The sequence below is a fragment of the Phenylobacterium parvum genome (assembly GCF_003150835.1).
Taxonomy (GTDB): Bacteria; Pseudomonadota; Alphaproteobacteria; order Caulobacterales; family Caulobacteraceae; genus Phenylobacterium; species Phenylobacterium parvum.
The window spans coordinates 196721-214748 of sequence record NZ_CP029479.1; the positions used below are offsets into that span (position 1 = coordinate 196721).

At 69.3% G+C, this 18028-nt stretch carries 19 protein-coding genes; 15 read left to right on the top strand and 4 right to left on the bottom strand.

Annotated features, from left to right (window positions below):
- The first annotated feature begins 19 nt into the window (after positions 1 to 19).
- From rpmA to proB, 4 genes are all read left to right on the top strand, one after another.
- On the top strand, positions 20 to 280 hold the full coding sequence (rpmA, locus tag HYN04_RS01000; protein ID WP_110449032.1) for a 50S ribosomal protein L27: 261 nt from the start codon (positions 20 to 22) through the stop codon (positions 278 to 280).
- A gap of 125 nt (positions 281 to 405) precedes the next feature.
- Positions 406 to 939: a GNAT family N-acetyltransferase gene (locus tag HYN04_RS01005; RefSeq protein WP_110449033.1), complete on the top strand. Its 534-nt coding sequence runs from the start codon at positions 406 to 408 to the stop codon at positions 937 to 939.
- A gap of 31 nt (positions 940 to 970) precedes the next feature.
- Positions 971 to 2011: a GTPase ObgE gene (gene obgE, locus HYN04_RS01010; RefSeq protein ID WP_110449034.1), complete on the top strand. Its 1041-nt coding sequence runs from the start codon at positions 971 to 973 to the stop codon at positions 2009 to 2011.
- Entirely contained in the window at positions 2008 to 3123 is a 1116-nt protein-coding gene (proB, locus tag HYN04_RS01015; protein WP_110449035.1) for a glutamate 5-kinase, read from the top strand. The genes obgE and proB overlap by 4 nt, the downstream gene beginning before the upstream one ends.
- Here proB and HYN04_RS01020 read toward each other — a convergent pair whose 3' ends face one another.
- Positions 3124 to 4338 carry a CaiB/BaiF CoA transferase family protein gene (locus HYN04_RS01020; protein WP_110449036.1) on the bottom strand — a complete coding sequence of 405 codons (1215 nt, stop codon included), beginning with the start codon at positions 4336 to 4338 and terminating at the stop codon, positions 3124 to 3126. It lies immediately after the preceding gene.
- A gap of 121 nt (positions 4339 to 4459) precedes the next feature.
- Between HYN04_RS01020 and HYN04_RS01025 the strand changes: the two genes are divergently transcribed.
- From HYN04_RS01025 to HYN04_RS01035, 3 genes are read left to right on the top strand one after another with little or no spacing between them, the layout of a single operon-like run.
- On the top strand, positions 4460 to 5140 hold the full coding sequence (locus HYN04_RS01025) for a fumarylacetoacetate hydrolase family protein (protein WP_110451233.1): 681 nt from the start codon (positions 4460 to 4462) through the stop codon (positions 5138 to 5140).
- A gap of 5 nt (positions 5141 to 5145) precedes the next feature.
- A complete protein-coding gene (gene maiA / locus HYN04_RS01030) occupies positions 5146 to 5790 on the top strand; it encodes a maleylacetoacetate isomerase (RefSeq protein ID WP_110449037.1) in 645 nt (214 codons plus the stop codon).
- Positions 5790 to 6419 (top strand): carbonic anhydrase, encoded by a 630-nt coding sequence (locus tag HYN04_RS01035; protein ID WP_110449038.1) that lies wholly within the window; start codon positions 5790 to 5792, stop codon positions 6417 to 6419. Before maiA ends, HYN04_RS01035 begins: the two co-directional genes overlap by 1 nt.
- Here the strand turns inward: HYN04_RS01035 and HYN04_RS01040 are convergent.
- Positions 6406 to 7353 carry an isopenicillin N synthase family dioxygenase gene (locus HYN04_RS01040; protein WP_110449039.1) on the bottom strand — a complete coding sequence of 316 codons (948 nt, stop codon included), beginning with the start codon at positions 7351 to 7353 and terminating at the stop codon, positions 6406 to 6408. The two genes, HYN04_RS01035 and HYN04_RS01040, sit on opposite strands and share 14 nt — an antisense overlap.
- Before the next feature lie 100 nt (positions 7354 to 7453).
- Here HYN04_RS01040 and HYN04_RS01045 point away from each other — a divergent pair, with 100 nt between their 5' ends.
- The 7 genes from HYN04_RS01045 (at position 7454) to HYN04_RS01075 (ending at position 15546) form a co-directional block, all read left to right on the top strand.
- Positions 7454 to 8173 (top strand): CoA transferase subunit A, encoded by a 720-nt coding sequence (locus HYN04_RS01045; protein ID WP_110449040.1) that lies wholly within the window; start codon positions 7454 to 7456, stop codon positions 8171 to 8173.
- A complete protein-coding gene (locus HYN04_RS01050) occupies positions 8173 to 8817 on the top strand; it encodes a CoA transferase subunit B (protein WP_110449041.1) in 645 nt (214 codons plus the stop codon). Before HYN04_RS01045 ends, HYN04_RS01050 begins: the two co-directional genes overlap by 1 nt.
- A gap of 28 nt (positions 8818 to 8845) precedes the next feature.
- On the top strand, positions 8846 to 9439 hold the full coding sequence (msrA, locus tag HYN04_RS01055) for a peptide-methionine (S)-S-oxide reductase MsrA (RefSeq protein ID WP_241962646.1): 594 nt from the start codon (positions 8846 to 8848) through the stop codon (positions 9437 to 9439).
- A gap of 175 nt (positions 9440 to 9614) precedes the next feature.
- Entirely contained in the window at positions 9615 to 13007 is a 3393-nt protein-coding gene (locus HYN04_RS01060) for a TonB-dependent receptor (RefSeq protein WP_110449042.1), read from the top strand.
- Between the two features lie 135 nt (positions 13008 to 13142).
- Positions 13143 to 14141: an agmatine deiminase family protein gene (locus HYN04_RS01065; RefSeq protein WP_110449043.1), complete on the top strand. Its 999-nt coding sequence runs from the start codon at positions 13143 to 13145 to the stop codon at positions 14139 to 14141.
- Positions 14141 to 15019: an N-carbamoylputrescine amidase gene (gene aguB / locus HYN04_RS01070; RefSeq protein ID WP_110449044.1), complete on the top strand. Its 879-nt coding sequence runs from the start codon at positions 14141 to 14143 to the stop codon at positions 15017 to 15019. The genes HYN04_RS01065 and aguB overlap by 1 nt, the downstream gene beginning before the upstream one ends.
- Entirely contained in the window at positions 15016 to 15546 is a 531-nt protein-coding gene (locus HYN04_RS01075) for a GNAT family N-acetyltransferase (RefSeq protein WP_110449045.1), read from the top strand. Before aguB ends, HYN04_RS01075 begins: the two co-directional genes overlap by 4 nt.
- A 198-nt stretch (positions 15547 to 15744) precedes the next feature.
- On the opposite strand, the gene HYN04_RS01080 is transcribed toward HYN04_RS01075, so the two are convergent.
- Positions 15745 to 16626, bottom strand: a complete 882-nt coding sequence (locus tag HYN04_RS01080) for a MaoC/PaaZ C-terminal domain-containing protein (protein WP_110449046.1) — start codon at positions 16624 to 16626, stop codon at positions 15745 to 15747.
- Between the two features lie 197 nt (positions 16627 to 16823).
- On the opposite strand from HYN04_RS01080, the gene HYN04_RS01085 reads away from it, so the two are divergent.
- Complete coding sequence (locus tag HYN04_RS01085) at positions 16824 to 17633, top strand: SapC family protein (RefSeq protein WP_110449047.1); 810 nt, start codon at positions 16824 to 16826, stop codon at positions 17631 to 17633.
- On the opposite strand, the gene HYN04_RS01090 is transcribed toward HYN04_RS01085, so the two are convergent.
- Positions 17630 to 18022: an acyl dehydratase gene (locus HYN04_RS01090; protein WP_110449048.1), complete on the bottom strand. Its 393-nt coding sequence runs from the start codon at positions 18020 to 18022 to the stop codon at positions 17630 to 17632. The genes HYN04_RS01085 and HYN04_RS01090 overlap by 4 nt on opposite strands.
- Positions 18023 to 18028 lie beyond the last annotated feature (6 nt).

Here is an 18028-nt window from a genome sequence, read left to right on the forward strand (position 1 = left end):
CTAGTTTCAGGAGGCCCCCATGGCTCACAAGAAATCCGGCGGATCCTCGCGCAACGGGCGCGACTCGGCGGGCCGCCGTCTCGGCGTGAAGAAGTTCGGTGGTGAGGCGGTCCTGGCCGGCAACATCATCGTGCGCCAGCGCGGCACCAAGTTCTTCCCGGGCGACAATGTTGGCATGGGCAAGGACCACACCCTCTTCGCGACCGCCCACGGCGCCGTGAAGTTCATCACCAAGCGTGATGACCGCACCTACGTCTGCGTGGAAAACGCGGCCGGCTGACGCGGACCTTCCCGAAGGTCCGCCTGCCTGGCGGACCGGTGGATCTCCCGAAGCGGGGAGCCCGGACGCCGGGCTCCCCGTTTTCGTTTTCAGGCCCCCGGCAGAGGGGCCGGGAGGTCCCCGAAATGCGCCCCTTCCGCCCGGAACCCATCATCGAGACGCCCCGCCTGCGCCTGCGTGCGCCCAGGCGCAGTGACGCCGCCCGGATCGCCGCCCTCTGCTCGGATTTCGAGGTGGCCCGCACCACAGCGCGCCTTCCGCATCCCTACGCCCTGGCGGACGCCGAGGCCTTCCTCGCTTCCGGCGACGGGCTCGACCCTGCCCGGGAGGCGCGCTTCGCCCTCGAGCATCCGGCGGAAGGCCTGGTCGGCTTCCTGTCCTTCTTCGGCGAGCCCGCCCCGGCGACGGAGATCGGCTACTGGCTGGGCCGGCCCTACTGGGGCGCTGGCCTGATGACCGAAGCGGTGAAGGCGGCCCTGGCCTGGGCCGCCCGGGACTGGGGCCGGACCTATGTGCGCGCCTGGCGGCTGGACGAGAACCCGGCGTCGGACGCCGTCCTGGTGAAGGCGGGCTTCCTCTACACCGGCGAGCGTCGCCAGACCTTCGTGCTGTCCCGCGGCGAGGCCCTGCCCTCGCGCGGCCAGATCTGGCTGGCCTGATTTTGTCGCCGGGACGTGCTAGGGCCACCGCATGAAGTTCCTCGACCAGTGCAAGATCTACATCCGCTCGGGAAATGGCGGCGGTGGCGCCGTGTCCTTCCGGCGCGAGAAGTACATCGAGTACGGCGGCCCGGACGGCGGCGACGGCGGCCGGGGCGGTGATGTCTGGATCGAGGCGGTGGACGGGCTGAACACCCTGATCGACTACCGCTACCACCAGCATTTCAAGGCCGAAACCGGCATCCACGGCATGGGCCGCAACCGCCACGGCGCGGCCGGAGCCGACGTGGTCCTGAAGGTTCCCGTCGGCACGGAGGTGCTGGAGGAGGACCGCGAGACCCTGATCGTCGATCTTGATCACGCCGGCCAGCGCGTCCTCCTGGCCAAGGGCGGCAATGGCGGCTGGGGAAATGACCGCTTCAAGGGGCCCATCAACCAGGCCCCCTACCACGCCAACGCCGGCCAGCCCGGCGAGGAAAAGTGGATCTGGCTGCGGCTGAAGCTTATCGCCGACGTGGGCCTGGCCGGCCTGCCCAACGCCGGCAAGTCCACCTTCCTGGCGGCGGCCAGCGCCGCCCGGCCCAAGATCGCGGACTATCCCTTCACCACCCTCGCCCCCAACCTCGGCATCGTCGACCTGTCCCCCGAGGAGCGGTTCGTCATGGCCGACATCCCCGGCCTCATCGAGGGCGCCTCGGAGGGCGCCGGGCTGGGGACGCGCTTCCTGGGCCATGTGGAGCGCACGGCGGTTCTGGTCCATCTGGTCGACTGCACCCAGACTGACGTGGCCGAGGCCTGGCGCACGGTCCGGCATGAGCTGGAGGCCTATGGCTCGGGCCTGGGGGACAAGCCCGAGATCCTGGCCCTCTCCAAGGTCGACGCCCTCGATCCGGACACCCTGGCCATGCAGAAGGAAGCGCTCGAGGCCGCTTCCGGCCGGCCGGTCAGCCTGGTCTCCGGCGTATCGGGACAGGGCGTGAAGGACCTCCTTCGCGAGGCCTGGCGCCAGGTGCAGGCGCGTCGCGCCGAGGCGAAGGCGGCCGGGGAGACTGCGGGAGACTGGCGTCCGTGAGCGACCTCGCCTCTGCCCGCCGGGTGGTCGTGAAGATCGGTTCGGCCCTGGTGGTCGGGCCGGACGGCGCCCCCGACGCCGCCTGGCTTTCCGACTTCGCCGGCGACCTCGCCCGGCTGCGGGCGCGCGGCCAGCAGGTGCTGGTGGTGTCCTCCGGCGCCGTGGCTCTCGGCCGCCGGCGACTTGGGCTTGGCCGTAAGGCCCTGACCCTGCCCGAGAAACAGGCCGCCGCCGCCGCCGGCCAGTCGGCCCTCATGCACGCCTGGGAGGCGGCGCTGGAGCCCCACGGCCTGCCGGTCGCCCAGGTCCTGCTGACCCGCGACGACACCGAGATCCGCCGGCGCTGGCTGAATGCGAGGGCCACCCTGGAGACCCTGCTCGACCTCGGGGTCGTGCCGGTGGTCAACGAGAACGACACCGTCGTCACCGAGGAGATCCGCTACGGCGACAATGACCGGCTGGCCGCCCGCGCCGCCCAGCTGATCGGCGCCGACCTCCTGGTCCTGCTCTCCGACGTCGACGGGCTCTATACGGCTGACCCAAGGTCGGACCCGGCGGCCCAGCACGTGCCCCTGGTCACCGACCTTGATGCGGGGATCGAGGCCATGGCCGGCGGGGCCAACGCCTCTGCGGGCGTCGGCACCGGCGGCATGGCCACCAAGATCATGGCCGCCCGGATCGCCCGCCAGGCGGGGTGCGCGACCCTGATCACCCTTGGCGGCCGGTCCTCGCCCCTCGCCCAGGTCGAGGCCGGCGCGCGCGCCACCCTGGTCACCGCCGCGGTGTCTCCCCACGCCGCGCGCAAGTCCTGGATCGGCGGGTCCCTTGCGCCGTCCGGGGTGATCCGGATCGACGCCGGAGCCGCCCGGGCCCTGCGCGGGGGCAAGAGCCTCCTGGCCGCAGGCGTCACCGCAGTCGAGGGCCGGTTCGGCAAGGGCGATGCCGTCGTGGTGCGGGATGAGGCCGACCGGGAGGTGGCGCGGGGCCTCAGCCGCTACGACTCCGAGGACGCCGTCCGGATCTGCGGCCTCAGCTCGGCAGGGGTCGAGGCCGCCCTCGGCTTTTCAGAAGGGCCTGTCATCCACGCCGACGACCTGGCGGTCTCGGGGTAGTCAGCCCAGGGCCGTGATCTTGCGGGCGGCCAGTTCGGCCAGGCGGCCTGCGTCGACGCCCAGGCCCTCCAGCACCTCACGGGTGTGTTCGCCCAGGGCCGGACCCGGCCAGCGGACGCCTCCCGGGGTCTCTGACAGCTTCGGGAAGGCGTTCTGCATCTTCACCTTCCCGAACACCGGGTGATCCACCTCGACAATGGACTGGCGGGCGGCGAACTGGGGATCCTCCAGCATGTCCGGGGCCCGGAAGATCCGGCCGCAGGGTACGCCGTTGGCTTCGAGCAGGGCCAGGAGCTCGGGCAGGGGCCAGTTGCGGGTCCAGTCCGAGACGATCCGGTCCAGCTCGGCCTGGTTCTCGCCCCGGGCGGCGTGGGTGGCGTAGCGCGGGTCGGCGGCCAGATCCTCGCGGCCCATGGTGGCGGCCAGGCGGGCGAAGACGGCGTCGCCGTTCCCGCCGATCAAGAGGCTCTCGCCGTTGGCGCAGGGATAGACGTTGGAGGGCGCAATGCCCGGCAGGATGGAGCCCGAGCGCTCGCGGACATAGCCGGTCAGGTCGTACTCGGTGACCAGGTTCTCCATGACCGACAGGACGCTCTCGTAGAGGGCCGCGTCGATCATCTGGCCGCGCCCGGTGCGCTCGCGGTGGTGCAGGGCCATCATGACGCCGATCACGGCGTGCAGGGCGGTCAGGCTGTCGCCGATGGAGATCCCCGCCCGGGCCGGCGGACGGTCCGGCTCGCCGGTCACGTAGCGCAGGCCGCCCATGGCCTCGCCGATCAGGCCGTAGCCCGCCCGCTCCGAATAGGGCCCGGTCTGGCCGAAGCCGGAGACCCTGGCCATGACCAGTCGCGGATTGCGGGCGGCGAGGGCCTCGTAGCCCATGCCCCACTTCTCCATGGCGCCGGGGCGGAAGTTTTCGATCAGGACATCGGCCTGGTCGATCAGGGCCAGGGCCAGCTCGCGGCCCTCGGGCTGGCGCAGGTCGAGGGCCACCGAGCGCTTGTTGCGGCCGATGACCGGCCACCAGGGCGACAGGCCCTTGGGCAGGGACCGGCCCCACTGGCGCATGGGATCACCCTTGCCCGGGTCTTCCACCTTGACCACGTCCGCGCCGAAGTCGCCCAGCACCTGGCCGCAGAAGGGGCCGGCGATCAGGGTGCCCATCTCCACGACCTTCAGGTCGGACAGGGGCCCCTTGGGGGTCTGGTCGGTCATGGCGCGCTCCGGTTCCGCTCGCGGGGACCTAGGCCGCAGGCCGGGAAGGGTGTCAATCACCGCGCATCCTTTGGCGGCCCCGGGGTTTTCCTTCCCACCCGACAGGCGTATGCCGCCGTCCATGACCCGTTTCACGCACGCGCCGCCGCCTCCGGTCCTGGTCCCTGTCGAGGGCTCCGACGCCCTCTTCCCGGTCCGCCGGGTGCTGTGCGTAGGCCGGAACTACGCCGCCCACCGCCGCGAGATGGGCGGCGACGACCGGGATCCGCCCTTCTTCTTCGCCAAGCCCGCAGACGCTGTCGTTCCCCCGGGCGGTAAGGTTCCCTTCCCGTCGGCGACCGCCAACCTGCATCATGAGATCGAACTCGTCGTCGCCCTGAAGTCCGGCGGCGCGGATATCCCGGTCGCGCGGGCGCTCGAGGCTGTCTTCGGCTATGCAGTGGGCGTGGACCTGACCCGCCGGGACCTGCAGGCTCTGGCCAAGGACAAGGGCCAGCCCTGGGAAGCGGCCAAGGGGTTTGACGCCTCGGGGCCCATCTCGGCGGTCCGGCCCTGGACGGGCGACCCGCCCCAGGGGGCCATCCGCCTGTCCGTCAATGGCGCCGTCCGCCAGGACGCCGTCGTGGCGGACATGATCTGGAATGTGGCCGAGATCATTTCCGAGGCTTCGAAGCTGTGGAGCCTTCAGGCGGGCGACCTGATCTTCACCGGCACGCCGGAAGGCGTGGGGCCGCTGCAGGCGGGCGACCGGGTCGAGGGCGAGGTCGAGGGCGTCGGCGCCCTGGCCTTCCGGCTGGACTGAGCGCCTTGGCCCTGACCCTTTACAGCTTCTGGGCCGCCACGGCGCCCTACAGGGTGCGGATCGGCCTGGCCCTCAAGGGGCTGGACTTCGACATCGTCCCCGTGGACCTGCGCGCCGGCGATCAGCATGGCGAGGCCTACCGGGCGCGGAACCCGCAGGGACTGGCGCCCGCCCTGGAGACGGATTCCGGCGACCTCCTGACCCAGAGCCTGGCGATCCTGGAATGGCTGGAGGAAACCTATCCTGCGCCCGCCCTCCTGCCGCCGGACGCCCTGGGGCGCGCCCGCGTGCGGGCCATAGCCGCCATCGTCGCCTGCGACATCCACCCCCTGAACAACCTCCGCGTCCACCAGGCCCTGCAGGACCTCGGAGTCTCCCGCGAGGGCGTCAACACCTGGTCGGCCAGGTGGGTGAGCGACGGCTTCGACGCCCTCGAGGCCATGGTCCTCCGGCATGGGCGGGGGTTCGCCTACGGCGATGCGCCGACCCTCGCCGACTGCCTTCTGATCCCCCAGGTCTACGCGGCGGCCCGCTACGACCTGGACATGAACCGCTGGCCGGCCCTCAAGGCGGTCGCCGACCATGCCGCCGGCCATCCCGCCTTCGAGGCCGCCCACCCCCGAAACCAGCCCGGAGCGCCGAGACCCTGATGCTTGAGGACCTCAAGGCCAACAACCGGCGCTGGGCCGCCGCCAAGCTGTCCGTCGACCCTGGTTTTTTCCAACGCCTCGCCGGCCAGCAGAGCCCGGAGTACCTCTGGATCGGATGCGCCGACAGCCGGGTGCCGGCCAACGAGATCGTTGGCCTCGATCCCGGCGAGCTCTTCGTGCACCGGAACGTCGCCAACCTCGCCCCGCCGCAGGACGCCAACTACCTGTCGGTGCTGCAGTTCGCGGTCGACGTCCTGAAGGTCCGGCACATCATGGTGGTGGGCCATTACGGCTGCCACGGCGTCGCCGCAGCGGTCGACGGGCGCCGGCGCGGCCTGGTTGACCATTGGCTGCATCCCATCCGCGAGATCCACGCCGAGCACCGGGGCGAACTCGACGCCCTGGCGGAGGGACCGCGCCTGGACCGGCTCTGCGAGCTCAACGTCATCCGCCAGGTGCGGAACGTCGCCTCGGACGTCTTTGTCCAGGACGCCTGGGCCCGGGGCCAGGAGCTCAGCGTGCACGGCTGGATCTACGCCATCCACGACGGCCTGCTGACGGACCTCTCGGTGACGGTCTCGGACGCCGCCGGCCTCGAGGCCCTCCAGCCTGGCGTCAGGCCAGCTTGATCTCCCTCAGCCTCTGCTGGAGGAAGGCGTCTGCGGTGATGGGCTCGGGGAAGGCGTCGGGACGCTCAGCCGTGATGCAGCCGGGCAGGGTCCTGACCTCGAAATCCGGCCGGAAGTGCAGGAAGAAGGGCGTCGAATAGCGCGAGAAGCCCCGCCGCTCCGGCGCCGGATTGACCACCCTGTGGATGGTGGAGGGCAGGACCCGGTTGCTCAGCCGCTCCAGCATGTCGCCGATGTTGCAGACCAGGGAGCCCGCGGGCGGGTTCACCGGCAGCCAGCGGCCGTCATGGTCCAGGACCTCAAGCCCCGCCTCCTCGGCGCCCAGCAGGAGGGTGATGACGTTGATGTCCCCGTGTGCTCCAGCCCGGATGTTGGGACCATCCGGCGGGACCGGCGGATAGTGCAGGAGCCGCAGGACGGAGTTGCCGTCCCGTACGGGGTCGTCGAACCAGCGACGCTCCAGGCCCAGATAGGCGGCGAGGGCCTGCAGCACCCGAAGGCCGAAGTCCTCCAGGGCGTTGAACAGCCAGGTGACCTCTTCCCGGAAGTCCGGGACCTCTGCAGGCCAGACATTCGGCGGCATGACCGGGGCGTAGGCGTGACCCGGCGGCAGCTCCCGGCCCATGTGCCAGAACTCCTTGAGGTCGAAGTGCCGGGAGTCCTTGGCCGTCTCCACGCCGAAGGGCGTGTAGCCCCTCTGGCCGCCGACGCCGGTGACGTAACTGCGCTTCACCGCCTCCGGCAGGGCGAAGAAAGCCTGCGAGGCGGCGATGGCGCGGTCGATCCGGGCGAGGTCCAGGTCGTGTTGGGCGATCACGCAGAAGCCGTAGCGGACAAAGCTGTCGCCCAGGCGGCGGGAGAAGCCCTCGAAGTCGGCGGACCAGTCGTTGAAATCCACCGGCGGCAGGCCGGACGGGGAGGCGGTCTGGGTCATGACCGCCTCCTACACCGGGGCGGGCCTCCGCGCCAATCCGGAGGCCCCGCCGGGCGACCGGGGCGTTTTCAAATGCTGCATTGCAGCGTAGGGTGGCCCTATGGCGACCAAGATCCAATCCGATGCGGCCTCCGCCCTCGCCGGCCTGCTGTCCGACGGCATGACGGTCATGGCCGGGGGCTTCGGCCTCTGCGGCATTCCCGAAAACCTCATCCTGGCCATCCGTGAGTCCGGGGTGAAGGACCTGACGGTGGTCTCGAACAACTGCGGCGTCGACGGCTTCGGCCTCGGCCTGCTGCTCGAGAACGGCCAGATCCGCAAGATGATCAGCTCCTACGTGGGCGAGAACGAGCTCTTCGAGCGGCTCTACATCGAGGGTCGGCTGGAGGTGGAGTTCACGCCCCAGGGCACGCTTGCCGAGCGCATCCGGGCCGGCGGGGCGGGCATCCCGGCCTTCTTCACCCGGACGGGCGTGGGCACGGTGGTCGCCGAGGGCAAGGAGACCCGCGAGTTCGACGGCGAGACCTACCTGATGGAGCGGGCGCTGAAGGCCGACCTGTCCATCGTCAAGGCCTGGAAGGGCGACGCCGAGGGCAACCTGATCTACCGGAAGACGGCGCGGAACTTCAATCCGATGATGGCGACGGCCGGCCGGGTCTGCGTCGCCGAGGTCGAGGTCCTGGTCGAGACCGGGACCCTCGACAAGGACATGATCCACACCCCCGGCGTCTACGTGCACCGCATCCTGAAGGGTCCGGCCTACGAGAAGCGCATCGAGCGCCTGACCACCCGTCCCCGCAGCGAGAAGGCAAGCGCCTGATGCCCTGGACCCGCGACGACATGACCGCCCGGGCGGCGCGCGAGCTGAAGGACGGCTTCTACGTCAATCTCGGCATCGGCATCCCGACCCTGGTCGCCAACCACATCCCGCCCGGCGTGCAGGTCACGCTGCAGTCCGAAAACGGCATGCTGGGCATGGGCCCCTATCCCTTTGAGGGCGAGGAAGACCCCGACCTGGTCAACGCCGGCAAGATGACGATCAGCGAGCTGAACTCCTCGTCCTATTTCAACAGCGCCGAGTCCTTCGCCATGATCCGCGGCGGGCACATCGACCTGTCGGTGCTCGGCGCCATGCAGGTGGCTGCCAACGGCGACCTCGCGAACTGGATGGTGCCGGGAAAGATGGTCAAGGGCATGGGCGGCGCCATGGACCTGGTGGCCGGGGTAAAGCGGGTCATCGTGGTCATGGAGCACTGCGAGAAATCCGGCCGCTCCAAGCTGGTGCGCGAATGCACACTGCCCCTGACCGGCAAGGGCGTGGTGGACCTTCTCGTCACCGACCTTGGGGTCTTCGAGATCAATCGCGGACGCTCAGCGGTCCGGCTTGTGGAACTGGCCCCGGGCGTTACGCTGGACGAGGTCCGGGCCCGGACAGAGGCCGACTTCGTCACTGACCTGGCCTGATCCGGCCCGCCGCAACGGAGACGCTTCCATGTTCCGGCTCTTCCTGGTCCTGTGCCTGGCCATGATGGCCGGCGCCGCCGTTCCCGCCGCTTCCGCCCCGCCCAAGGGGTCGAACCTGAGGACCTCCGTCTTCGCTGGCGGCTGCTTCTGGTCGGCCGAGCACGAGATGGAGAAGGTGCGTGGGGTGGTCGACGTCGTCGTTGGCTATTCCGGCGGCGCCAAGCGAAACCCCACCTACGAGAATCACGAAGGGCATCTGGAGGCCATCCGGGTGACCTGGGATCCGGCGCGGACCACCTACGGCGATCTGGTCGCCGCCTTCTTCCGGAACATCGACCCCACCGATCCCAACGGCCAGATCTGCGACATCGGTCCCAGCTACCGGACGGCGGTCTTCGTCGCGGACGACGCCGAGCGGCGCGTCGCCGACCAGGTCAAGGCGGATGTCGCCCGTCAGATCCGGAGGCCCGTCGCCACGCGGATCCTGCCGCGCTCCACCTTCTGGGTGGGCGAGGGCTACCACCAGGACTATGCCCACAAGAATCCCGGCCACTACAACCGCTACAGGGTCGGCTGCGGTCGTGACGCGCGAATCCGGGCTGTCTGGGCTGGACGGGGCTGAACGGCGCCTCCCAAACGGGCGTCGATGGCCCCGGAGCGTGGCGTTTTTGCAGCAGTTCGGTCCCTGCCGCCGACTGTTAAAAAACCGTCACCCCAAATGTGACAATAAGCGGTATAGGCACGACCAACCGGTAGGGGCAGGCTGCACGCCGGATTGATCTGATGGAGGGGTATCCATGATGTCCACGAGAATGCTCGCCAACAGCGCGGCGGTCGCCGCCCTGATGTGCGCCATGGCCGTCCCGGCCTTTGCGCAGGAAACCACCAGCGCCATCCGGGGTCGCATCACCGACAGCGCCGGCGCTGCGGTCGCTGGCGCCACCGTCAGCATCACCCACGTTCCCACCGGAACCACGGTCACCACCCTCTCCGGTCCTGACGGGTTCTACTCGGCCCGCGGCCTGCGCGTCGGCGGCCCCTACAAGATTGACGTCACCGCTTCGGGTCGTTCCGAGTCCTCCAGCGTCCAGTCGGTGGGCGTCGGCGCGCCGGTCACGGTCAACGTCGCCTTTGCGGGCAACCAGGTCGAGGAGGTGGTCGTCACCGCCGCCCTGGCCAAGCGTGAGGAAAACGGCGGGCCGACCTCCAACTACGGCCTTGGCGACATCCAGGACCTGCCCAGCCTGAAGCGCGACCTCAAGGACGTCGCCCGCCTCAACCCCTTCGTGGTGCTGGACCCCTCCAACCTCGACGCGGTTTTCGCCGGCGGCGTGTCCAACCGCTTCAACAGCCTGACCGTCGACGGCGTGAAGCAGAACGACGATTTCGGCCTGAACAACAACGGTTACCCGACCCAGCGCAGCCCGATCTCGACGGACGCCGTCCAGGCCATGTCGGTGAACCTCGCGCCGTACTCGGTGCTCTACAACGACTTCCAGGGCGCCAACATCAACGTCGTCACCAAGTCGGGGACCAACACCTTCAAGGGCACCTTCGTCTACGAGTACTCCGACCAGGACTACATCGGCGACAAGGCCAACGGCCAGACCTTCACCAACATCTTCGAGGAGAAGTCCTGGGCCGCCACCCTCGGCGGGCCGATCATCAAGGACAAGCTCTTCTTCTTCGCCTCCTATGAGCAGTTCGACGCCGAACGCGGCACGATCGCGGGCCCGGTGGGCTCGGGCAAGCCGGTCATCGCCGGCAACCCGGCTGCGGCCATCCCCTTCATCACGCCCGCCCAGGTGACCCAGGTCCAGGACATACTGAAGAATGTCTACGGCTATGGCGTCGACTCGGAGAGCTCGATCCTCAACAACCTGGCCCTGCCGGAAGAGGACACCAAGAAGCTCATCAAGCTCGACTGGAACATCACCGACAACCACCGCCTGGCCTTCACCTGGCAGTCCACCGAGGGCACCCGCCTGATCGAGGGCAACCGTTCGTCCTCGACCCAGCTGGCCCTGTACTCGAACTACTACACCAAGGGCGATGACCTCACCGTCTACTCCGCCCAGCTGAACTCGGAGTGGACGGACAACCTCCGCACCGAGCTGACCGCCACCCAGAAGGAAGTGGTGACCCTGCAGATCCCGGTTGGCGGCGTCTCCGGGAACGCCTCGGGCAATGGCGACGAGACGACCGAGTACGGCCAGTTCTCCATCGGCGCCAACCCGGCGGTCTCCGGCACGGCCACCCGGATCCTCGCGGGTCCGGACAACTCGCGTCACGCGAACGAGCTCGAGAACACCGTCACGACCTACCGCGCCCGGGTCTTCTATGACCTCGGCGACCACGAGTTCGCCGCAGGCGTCGAGAAGGAGAACCTGGAGGTCTACAACCTCTTCGCCCAGCGCACCGAAGGCGAGTTCACCTTCAACAGCGTGGCCGATCTGCAGAACCGCGTCCTCAACCAGCTCGTCTACCAGAACGCCATCGTCGACGCGAACGGCGACGGTGTCCGGAACGAGAAGGACCTGGCCGCCCAGTTCGAATACGACACCTGGAACCTCTACGCCCAGGACACCCTGCGGATCACCCCGAACCTGACCCTGACGGCCGGCTTCCGCTACACCCGCCTGAACCAGGACGACAAGCCGCTCGCCAACCCCTACTTCCTGAGCCGCTACGGCTTCTCCAACTCGGAGAACCTCGACGGCAAGTCGGTCCTCATGCCGCGCCTCAGCTTCGACTGGCGGCCGGAATACGAGGCCAACTTCGGGGCGGTGGGCGTCAGCGGGCTCCGTGTGACCGGCGGCTTCGGCCTCTTCTCTGGCGGCGCCGCCACGGTCTGGGTGTCGAACAGCTTCTCGAACACCGGCGTCCTGGGCGCCAGCGTCTCCTGCCTGCGCAACGCCACCAGCTCGGCCTGCGGCCTTGCCGCCGGGACGAACGACAACGCCATCCTGTCCCAGGTCTCCAGCTTCGCGGACCTGCCGACGGCCCTGGAATCCCTGCTCGACCCGACCCGGCCCTCGATCGTCAACATCCAGCGTTCGGCCGGCGCCAACGGCATCGACCCGAGCTTCGAGCCGATCCAGACCTGGAAGAGCAGCCTGACCTTCGCCGGCGACCTGAACCTCGGCTGGCTGGGCGACAACTACGAGTTCTCGGTGGACTACCTGCGCGGCGATGTCCGCAAGGGCATCCTCTGGAAGGACTATCGCGGCGGCCTCTCCCCGGTCGCCTTCGCGCCCGATGGCCGGCCGATTTACCGCCGGAACGCCGAGCGCGGCCTGTTCGTCACCGGCGTGGCCTCCTCCGACAGTGGCAGCGACCTGATCCTGACCAATACGGACCAGGGCTTCCAGCAGGCCTGGGCCTTCAGCCTCTCCAAGTCCTGGGACTCCGGCTTTGACGGCAGCTTCAGCTACACCCTGACTGACGCCAAGGACGTGAACCCGGGCACCAGCTCGGTGGCCTTCTCGAACTGGGCCAACCTGGCCACGGCGGACGTGAACAACCCGGGCCTGGCGACCTCGAACTACGAGATCAAGCACTCGTACAAGCTGCGCCTGTCCTGGACCCGGGAGCTCTGGGAAGACAACAAGACCAACGTCTCCCTGTTCATGGAGCACCGGTCGGGCCTGCCCTACAGCTTCGTCTACAACATCTCGGGTTCGGCCTCGATGTCGACCTTCGGTGACGGCGCCTCGAACCGCCAGCTGTTCTACGTCCCGCAGGTGGACAGCTCGGGAAACGTGACCCTGACCAGCGACCCGATCGTCACCTACGCGACGGGTTTCAACATGGCCGCCTTCAACGAGTACCTGAAGGGCGTTGGCCTGACCGATCACGCCGGCAAGATCTCGCCCCGGAACGGCTTCCGCTCGGATGACGTGACCCGCTTCGACCTGCGCCTGAGCCAGGAGCTGCCGGCCTTCGTGCCGAACGGCGCCAAGCTCAAGCTGTTCGCCGACTTCATCAACATCGGCAACATGCTCAACGACGAGTGGGGCGTCCTGGAGCAGGTGGACTTCCCCTATGCGGCGCCGATCGTCGGGGTCAGCCTCGCGGGCGGCAAGTACACCTATTCGAACTTCCAGCCGGCGGTGAAGACGCTGTCCAACTCGGACGCGCCGAACCGGTCGCTCTGGCAGGTCAAGTTCGGCCTGAAGTACTCGTTCTAGGATTGGCCCCGGCCGCGCCGGGGACCTGACGGAGACGGGGCGGTCCGGCGACGGGCCGCCCCTTTTTCATGCGCCGGGTTGACGTCGGGGCCCGCCTCGCCCATCTGCCCGCGTCCCTTGAGGGAGAACTGCGCCATGTCCCGCCCTGTTCCCGCCGAATGGGCCCCTCACCGGGCCATGTGGGTGGGCTTTCCCAGCCACGAAGACCTCTGGGAGGATAACCTCGTCCCCGCCCAGGACGAGGTTGAGGCCCTGGCCCGCGCCCTTGCCGGGCCGGGCGGCGAGACCGTGCGCCTCATGACGGGCTCGGATGCGGGCGAGGCCGAGGCCCGGCGCCGGCTGGGCGGCGTCGACGGGATCGAGATCGTCCCCGGCCGCTTTGGCGACGTATGGCTGCGCGACACCGGCCCCATCTTCCGGGGCCCCAGCGCCGCCGTGGGCTTCACCTTCAACGGCTGGGGCGGAAAGTACGACCTGCCCCACGACGACGAAGTGGCGACGCAGATCGCCACCCATGCCGGGGCCGCCCTGGCGCGCAGCGGCGCCATCCTCGAGGGGGGCGCCCTGGACCATGACGGCGAAGGGACGGTGCTGACCACCCGCCAGTGCCTGTTGAACCTGAACCGCAACGCCGGCTGGACCGAGACCAGCGCCGAAGCGGTGCTGGCCCGGGACCTGGGCGCCCGGAAGGTGCTCTGGTTGGGGGATGGCCTGCAGAACGACCATACGGACGGTCATGTCGACAACCTGGCCCGCTTCGCCGCCCCCGGGTTTGTGCTCTGCCCGGTGGCCTTCGGCGCCGGGGATCCCAATGGCGACGTCTACGATGCGGCGGCCCGGGCCCTGGCCGGCATGACCGATGCAGAGGGCCGGCGCCTGAAGGTGGTCCGGATCCCCTCTCCGGGTTGGGTCGAAGTCGATGGGGTCGGAGGCGCACCGGCCAGCCACATGAACTTCATCATCGCCAACCAAGCCGTGATCCTGCCGGTCTATGGCGAGGGCCTCGCCGGGTCCCTGGCCGCCCAGGGCCTGGCCGAGGCCTTCCCGGGGCGAGAGGTGATCGCCCTGTCGTCCAACGCCCTCCTGTCCGGGGGCGGGTCCTTCCACTGCATCTCCCAGCAGGAGCCGGCCTGATGTCCCGAACCCTCTCCGTCGCCGCCCTGCAGACCGCCTACGGCGCCGACCGGGACGCCAACATCGCCCGCACGGCCGACCTGATCCGCCAGGCCGCCGACCGGGGCGCCCAGGTGATCCTGCCCTCGGAGCTCTTCCAGGGCCCCTATTTCTGCGTCGCCCAGGAGGAGCGCTGGTTCGCCGAGGCCCATCCCTGGCGCGAGCATCCGTGCGTCACCGCCCTCGCCCCCCTGGCGGCGGAACTGGGCGTGGTCCTGCCCATCTCGATCTTCGAGCGCGAGGGGCCGCACTACTTCAACAGCCTCGTGATGGTGGACGCCGACGGGTCCCTCCTGGGTCTCTATCGCAAGAGCCACATCCCCGACGGTCCCGGCTACATGGAGAAGTACTATTTCCGGCCTGGCGACACGGGCTTCCGGGTCTGGGACACCCGCTTCGGCCGCATCGGCGCCGGCATCTGCTGGGACCAGTGGTATCCGGAGTGCGCCCGGGCCATGACCCTGTTGGGCGCAGAGGTGCTGCTCTATCCCACGGCCATCGGGTCCGAACCCCACGACGCCAGCCTCGACACCGCCGCGCCCTGGCGCCGGGCCATGCAGGGGCACGCGGTCTCGAATGTCATTCCCGTGGTTGGCGCCAACCGCACCGGCTTCGAGCCCTGGGAGGGTTATCCCGGCGGCGGCCAGGGCTTCTACGGGTCCAGCTTCATCGCCGACCACCGGGGCGACCTGGTCGCGGACATGGGACGGGACGAGGAGGGGGTGGCCGTGGCGACCTTCGACCTCGACTTCCTGGCCAGGCACCGGGCGGCCTGGGGTTTCTTCCGGGACCGGCGGACCGACCTCTACGGGGCCCTCGTCGAGCCGAGGCCGGCGTGATCGTCACGGACCGCCTGGTGCTCCGTCCCTGGAAGGAGGCCGACAGGCCGGCCTTCGCGGCGATCAACGGCGATCCCCGGGTCCATGACTGGCTGGGCGGCCCCATCTCGGCCGAGGCGACTGACGCCCTGATCGACCGCATCAACGCCGGGATCGCCGCGGACGGCTTCGGCTTATGGGCGGCGGAGCTTCGCGCGGACGGCCGCCTTGCGGGGATGATCGGCCTGTCCCGCGTGGCCGAAGGAAACCTGCCGGTCGGTCCCTGCGTGGAGATTGGCTGGCGGCTTCACCCGGACTTCTGGGGGCAGGGGCTGGCCTCGGAGGGCGCCCGGGCGGCCCTGGACTGGGGCTTCGGCCCGGGGGGCCTGGTCGAGATCCTCGCCTTTACGGCGCAGACCAACCTGGCCTCCCAGGCGGTCATGCGCCGGATCGGCATGGTCGCCGACCCGACGCGCAACTTCGACCACCCGCGCCTGGCGCAGGACCATCCCCTGCGTCGCCACGTGGTCTGGACGGCTCGCCCCTAGTTCCTCCCCCCAGGGGGAGGTGGACCGCGCAGCGGGCCGGAGGGGGTCAGCTGAGGCGCCGTTGACCCCCTCACCCGGCTTCGCCGGGAGCTCCCCCTTGGGGGAGCAATCATGCGGCTCCAATTCCTCCCCCCAAGGGAGGTGGCCCGCGCAGCGGGCCGGAGGGGGTCTGCGAAGGTGCGGCGTATCGCCTCCGGCCTAGCGAAGGACCGTCAGGCCGTTGCGGATGACGGTGACGTTGCGGGCCTTCACCCGGGCTTCGAACGAGATGTTCTTGCCGTCCTTCCAGATATCCACCGTGATCACGTCGCCCGGGAAGACGGGCGAGGAGAAGCGGGCCTGGTGCGAGTAGATCTGGTCGGCGTCGAACCCGGTCACCTCCTGAAGGATGGCCCGGCAGGTGATCCCGTAGGTGCACAGGCCGTGCAGGATGGGGCGGTCGAAGCCCGCCTTCTTCGCCACGCCGGGGTCGGAGTGCAGGGGGTTGCGGTCGCCGTTCAGGCGATAGAGCAGGGCCTGGTCCTCGCGGGTGGCGAAGTCGACCGAAATGTCCGGCGCCCGGGTCGGCACGGCGTGCGGCTCGGGAGCCCCCTCGGAAGGGCCGCCGAAGCCGCCGTCGCCACGGGCGAAGGTGGAGCCGGTCAGGGTGGCGACCTTCTCGCCCTTCTCGTCGGTCCAGACGGTCTCATTGATGATGACCGCTCCCTTGCCCTCGCCCTTGTCGTAGGCGCCGACGGTTCGGCCCTCGGCGGTGAAGGTCCCGCTGGTGGGCAGGGGCTTGTGAAGCTCGACCTTCTGCTCGCCGTGGACAACCATCAGGAAGTTGATCTGGCTGGGCCTGTGGCCGGGCGGCATTTCCGGGGCGGGGCCCGTCGCGCCGCGCAGGGCGGCCGCCAGCACAGTGGCGGCGGTCGGCACGACCTTCAGGCCCTTTTCGTAGACGAAGGCCAGTTCGGTCTCGTTCATCGGGTCCTGCCCCAGGCCGATGCCGAGGGCATAGAGCATCACGTCCTTGTCGCCGAACGAGAAGGTCCGCGGGGCTGTGCGCTGCTGAAGGATGTCGGGATAGAAGATGGCCATGAAATTGTTTCCTCTCCGCCGGCGGCCTGGCCACCGTGTCTTATGAGGGGATAGAAGCGGGTCCGCCGGGCGCGCGCAAGCCGCGGCGACCTGGATTTGCCGCCAATCCTGCAATCGGTTAGAAGCGGCGACCTCCGCTGCGACGGGTCCGCCGTCGCCGCGCCTGCGACATCCGCCCTCCAGACCGAAGGCATCCCATGGCGACCACCACCCAGCTCTCCCGCGGCGGCCAGATCACCGGCAGCGTCCTCTTCTACAGCAAGCCGGAACCCCTCTCGCCGGAGACGCACAAGGGAATGGGCGTCAAGCGCCTGGACGGCCCCTTCGGTTTCGCCCGGCCCGGCCACGCGGTGCCCCTGACGGTCACCGAGTTCAGCATCGCCTGCCTGACCTTCCCGATCATCTTCGTGGGCGACGACAAGACCCCCCTGGCGGTGATGGGCCTCAACGCCGACCAGAACATGTTCCTGCGTGAGGACGGCCTGTTCGACCCGGGCATCTACGTGCCGGCCTACATCCGGCGCTATCCCTTCGTCTTCGCCAATGACGATGTCGCCCAGCAGTCGATCCTCTGCATTGACCGCGCTGCGGAGTTCATCGTGGAGGGCGGCGACCTGCCCTTCTTCAACCCGGACGGCTCGCCCAGCGAGTACACCCAGAACTGCATCGAGTTCTGCAACAACTACGAGATCGAGCGGCAGAAGACGATGAGCTTCATCCAGCTGCTCAAGGAACTGGACCTGTTCGAGGTCAAGACGGCCAGCCATACGCCGATCAATCCCGACGGCACCGCCGGCGAGCCCCAGCAGATCGCCGAGTACTTCGGCATCTCGGAGGAGAAGCTGAACGCCCTGCCGCAGGAAAAGCTGGCCGAGCTGCGCGACAACGGCGCCCTGCAGCAGATCTACGCGCACATCATCAGCCTGTTCGGCTGGGACCGCCTCGTGGCCCTGCAGATCTACAAGCTGTCGGAAGCCGCGGCGCGCGAGGCTGGCGAGATCGCCTAGCGCGTAAAGACGGAGCGGGTCAGGCAGGAGAAGACCAGCCGGCCCGCCTCGTCCAGCAGGTCATGCTGGGCGATGATGATGCCCTTGCCGTCTCCGACGGGATCCTTGCCCATGATCGTCATGCGGCCGCGCAGGACCTCTCCGGCTGGAGGGTTCCGGACCCAGCGCAGGGCGTCGACGCCCAGCCGCTTGGTCTGGGGCCAGCCCACGGCGGAGACGGCGTCAAGCCGGCTCCAGATCGCATAGACCATGGCGTCCGGCGCCCCGCGGTCCGCCGGCCAGCCCGGGGCGAAGGCTTCGGTGAAGGCCTCGAGGGCGCGGGCATCCACCCGCACCTCCCCAAGGGGCGCCACCTGTCCGATCTCGATCTCGTCAAACCTGCCCGGCACGAACGG

Excerpts from the sequence above, each read along its gene's own strand:
- obgE (WP_110449034.1), top strand. The coding sequence starts at position 971 with ATGAAGTTCCTCGACCAGTGCAAGATCTACATCCGCTCGGGAAATGGC.
- HYN04_RS01085 (WP_110449047.1), top strand. The coding sequence starts at position 16,824 with ATGGCGACCACCACCCAGCTCTCCCGCGGCGGCCAGATCACCGGCAGC.
- HYN04_RS01080 (WP_110449046.1), bottom strand. The coding sequence starts at position 16,626 with ATGGCCATCTTCTATCCCGACATCCTTCAGCAGCGCACAGCCCCGCGG.
- HYN04_RS01040 (WP_110449039.1), bottom strand. The coding sequence starts at position 7,353 with ATGACCCAGACCGCCTCCCCGTCCGGCCTGCCGCCGGTGGATTTCAAC.
- HYN04_RS01035 (WP_110449038.1), top strand. The coding sequence starts at position 5,790 with ATGCTTGAGGACCTCAAGGCCAACAACCGGCGCTGGGCCGCCGCCAAG.
- msrA (WP_241962646.1), top strand. The coding sequence starts at position 8,846 with ATGTTCCGGCTCTTCCTGGTCCTGTGCCTGGCCATGATGGCCGGCGCC.
- HYN04_RS01025 (WP_110451233.1), top strand. The coding sequence starts at position 4,460 with ATGACCCGTTTCACGCACGCGCCGCCGCCTCCGGTCCTGGTCCCTGTC.
- HYN04_RS01005 (WP_110449033.1), top strand. The coding sequence starts at position 406 with ATGCGCCCCTTCCGCCCGGAACCCATCATCGAGACGCCCCGCCTGCGC.
- HYN04_RS01065 (WP_110449043.1), top strand. The coding sequence starts at position 13,143 with ATGTCCCGCCCTGTTCCCGCCGAATGGGCCCCTCACCGGGCCATGTGG.
- HYN04_RS01020 (WP_110449036.1), bottom strand. The coding sequence starts at position 4,338 with ATGACCGACCAGACCCCCAAGGGGCCCCTGTCCGACCTGAAGGTCGTG.
- rpmA (WP_110449032.1), top strand. The coding sequence starts at position 20 with ATGGCTCACAAGAAATCCGGCGGATCCTCGCGCAACGGGCGCGACTCG.
- aguB (WP_110449044.1), top strand. The coding sequence starts at position 14,141 with ATGTCCCGAACCCTCTCCGTCGCCGCCCTGCAGACCGCCTACGGCGCC.
- HYN04_RS01045 (WP_110449040.1), top strand. The coding sequence starts at position 7,454 with ATGGCGACCAAGATCCAATCCGATGCGGCCTCCGCCCTCGCCGGCCTG.
- HYN04_RS01050 (WP_110449041.1), top strand. The coding sequence starts at position 8,173 with ATGCCCTGGACCCGCGACGACATGACCGCCCGGGCGGCGCGCGAGCTG.
- HYN04_RS01060 (WP_110449042.1), top strand. The coding sequence starts at position 9,615 with ATGATGTCCACGAGAATGCTCGCCAACAGCGCGGCGGTCGCCGCCCTG.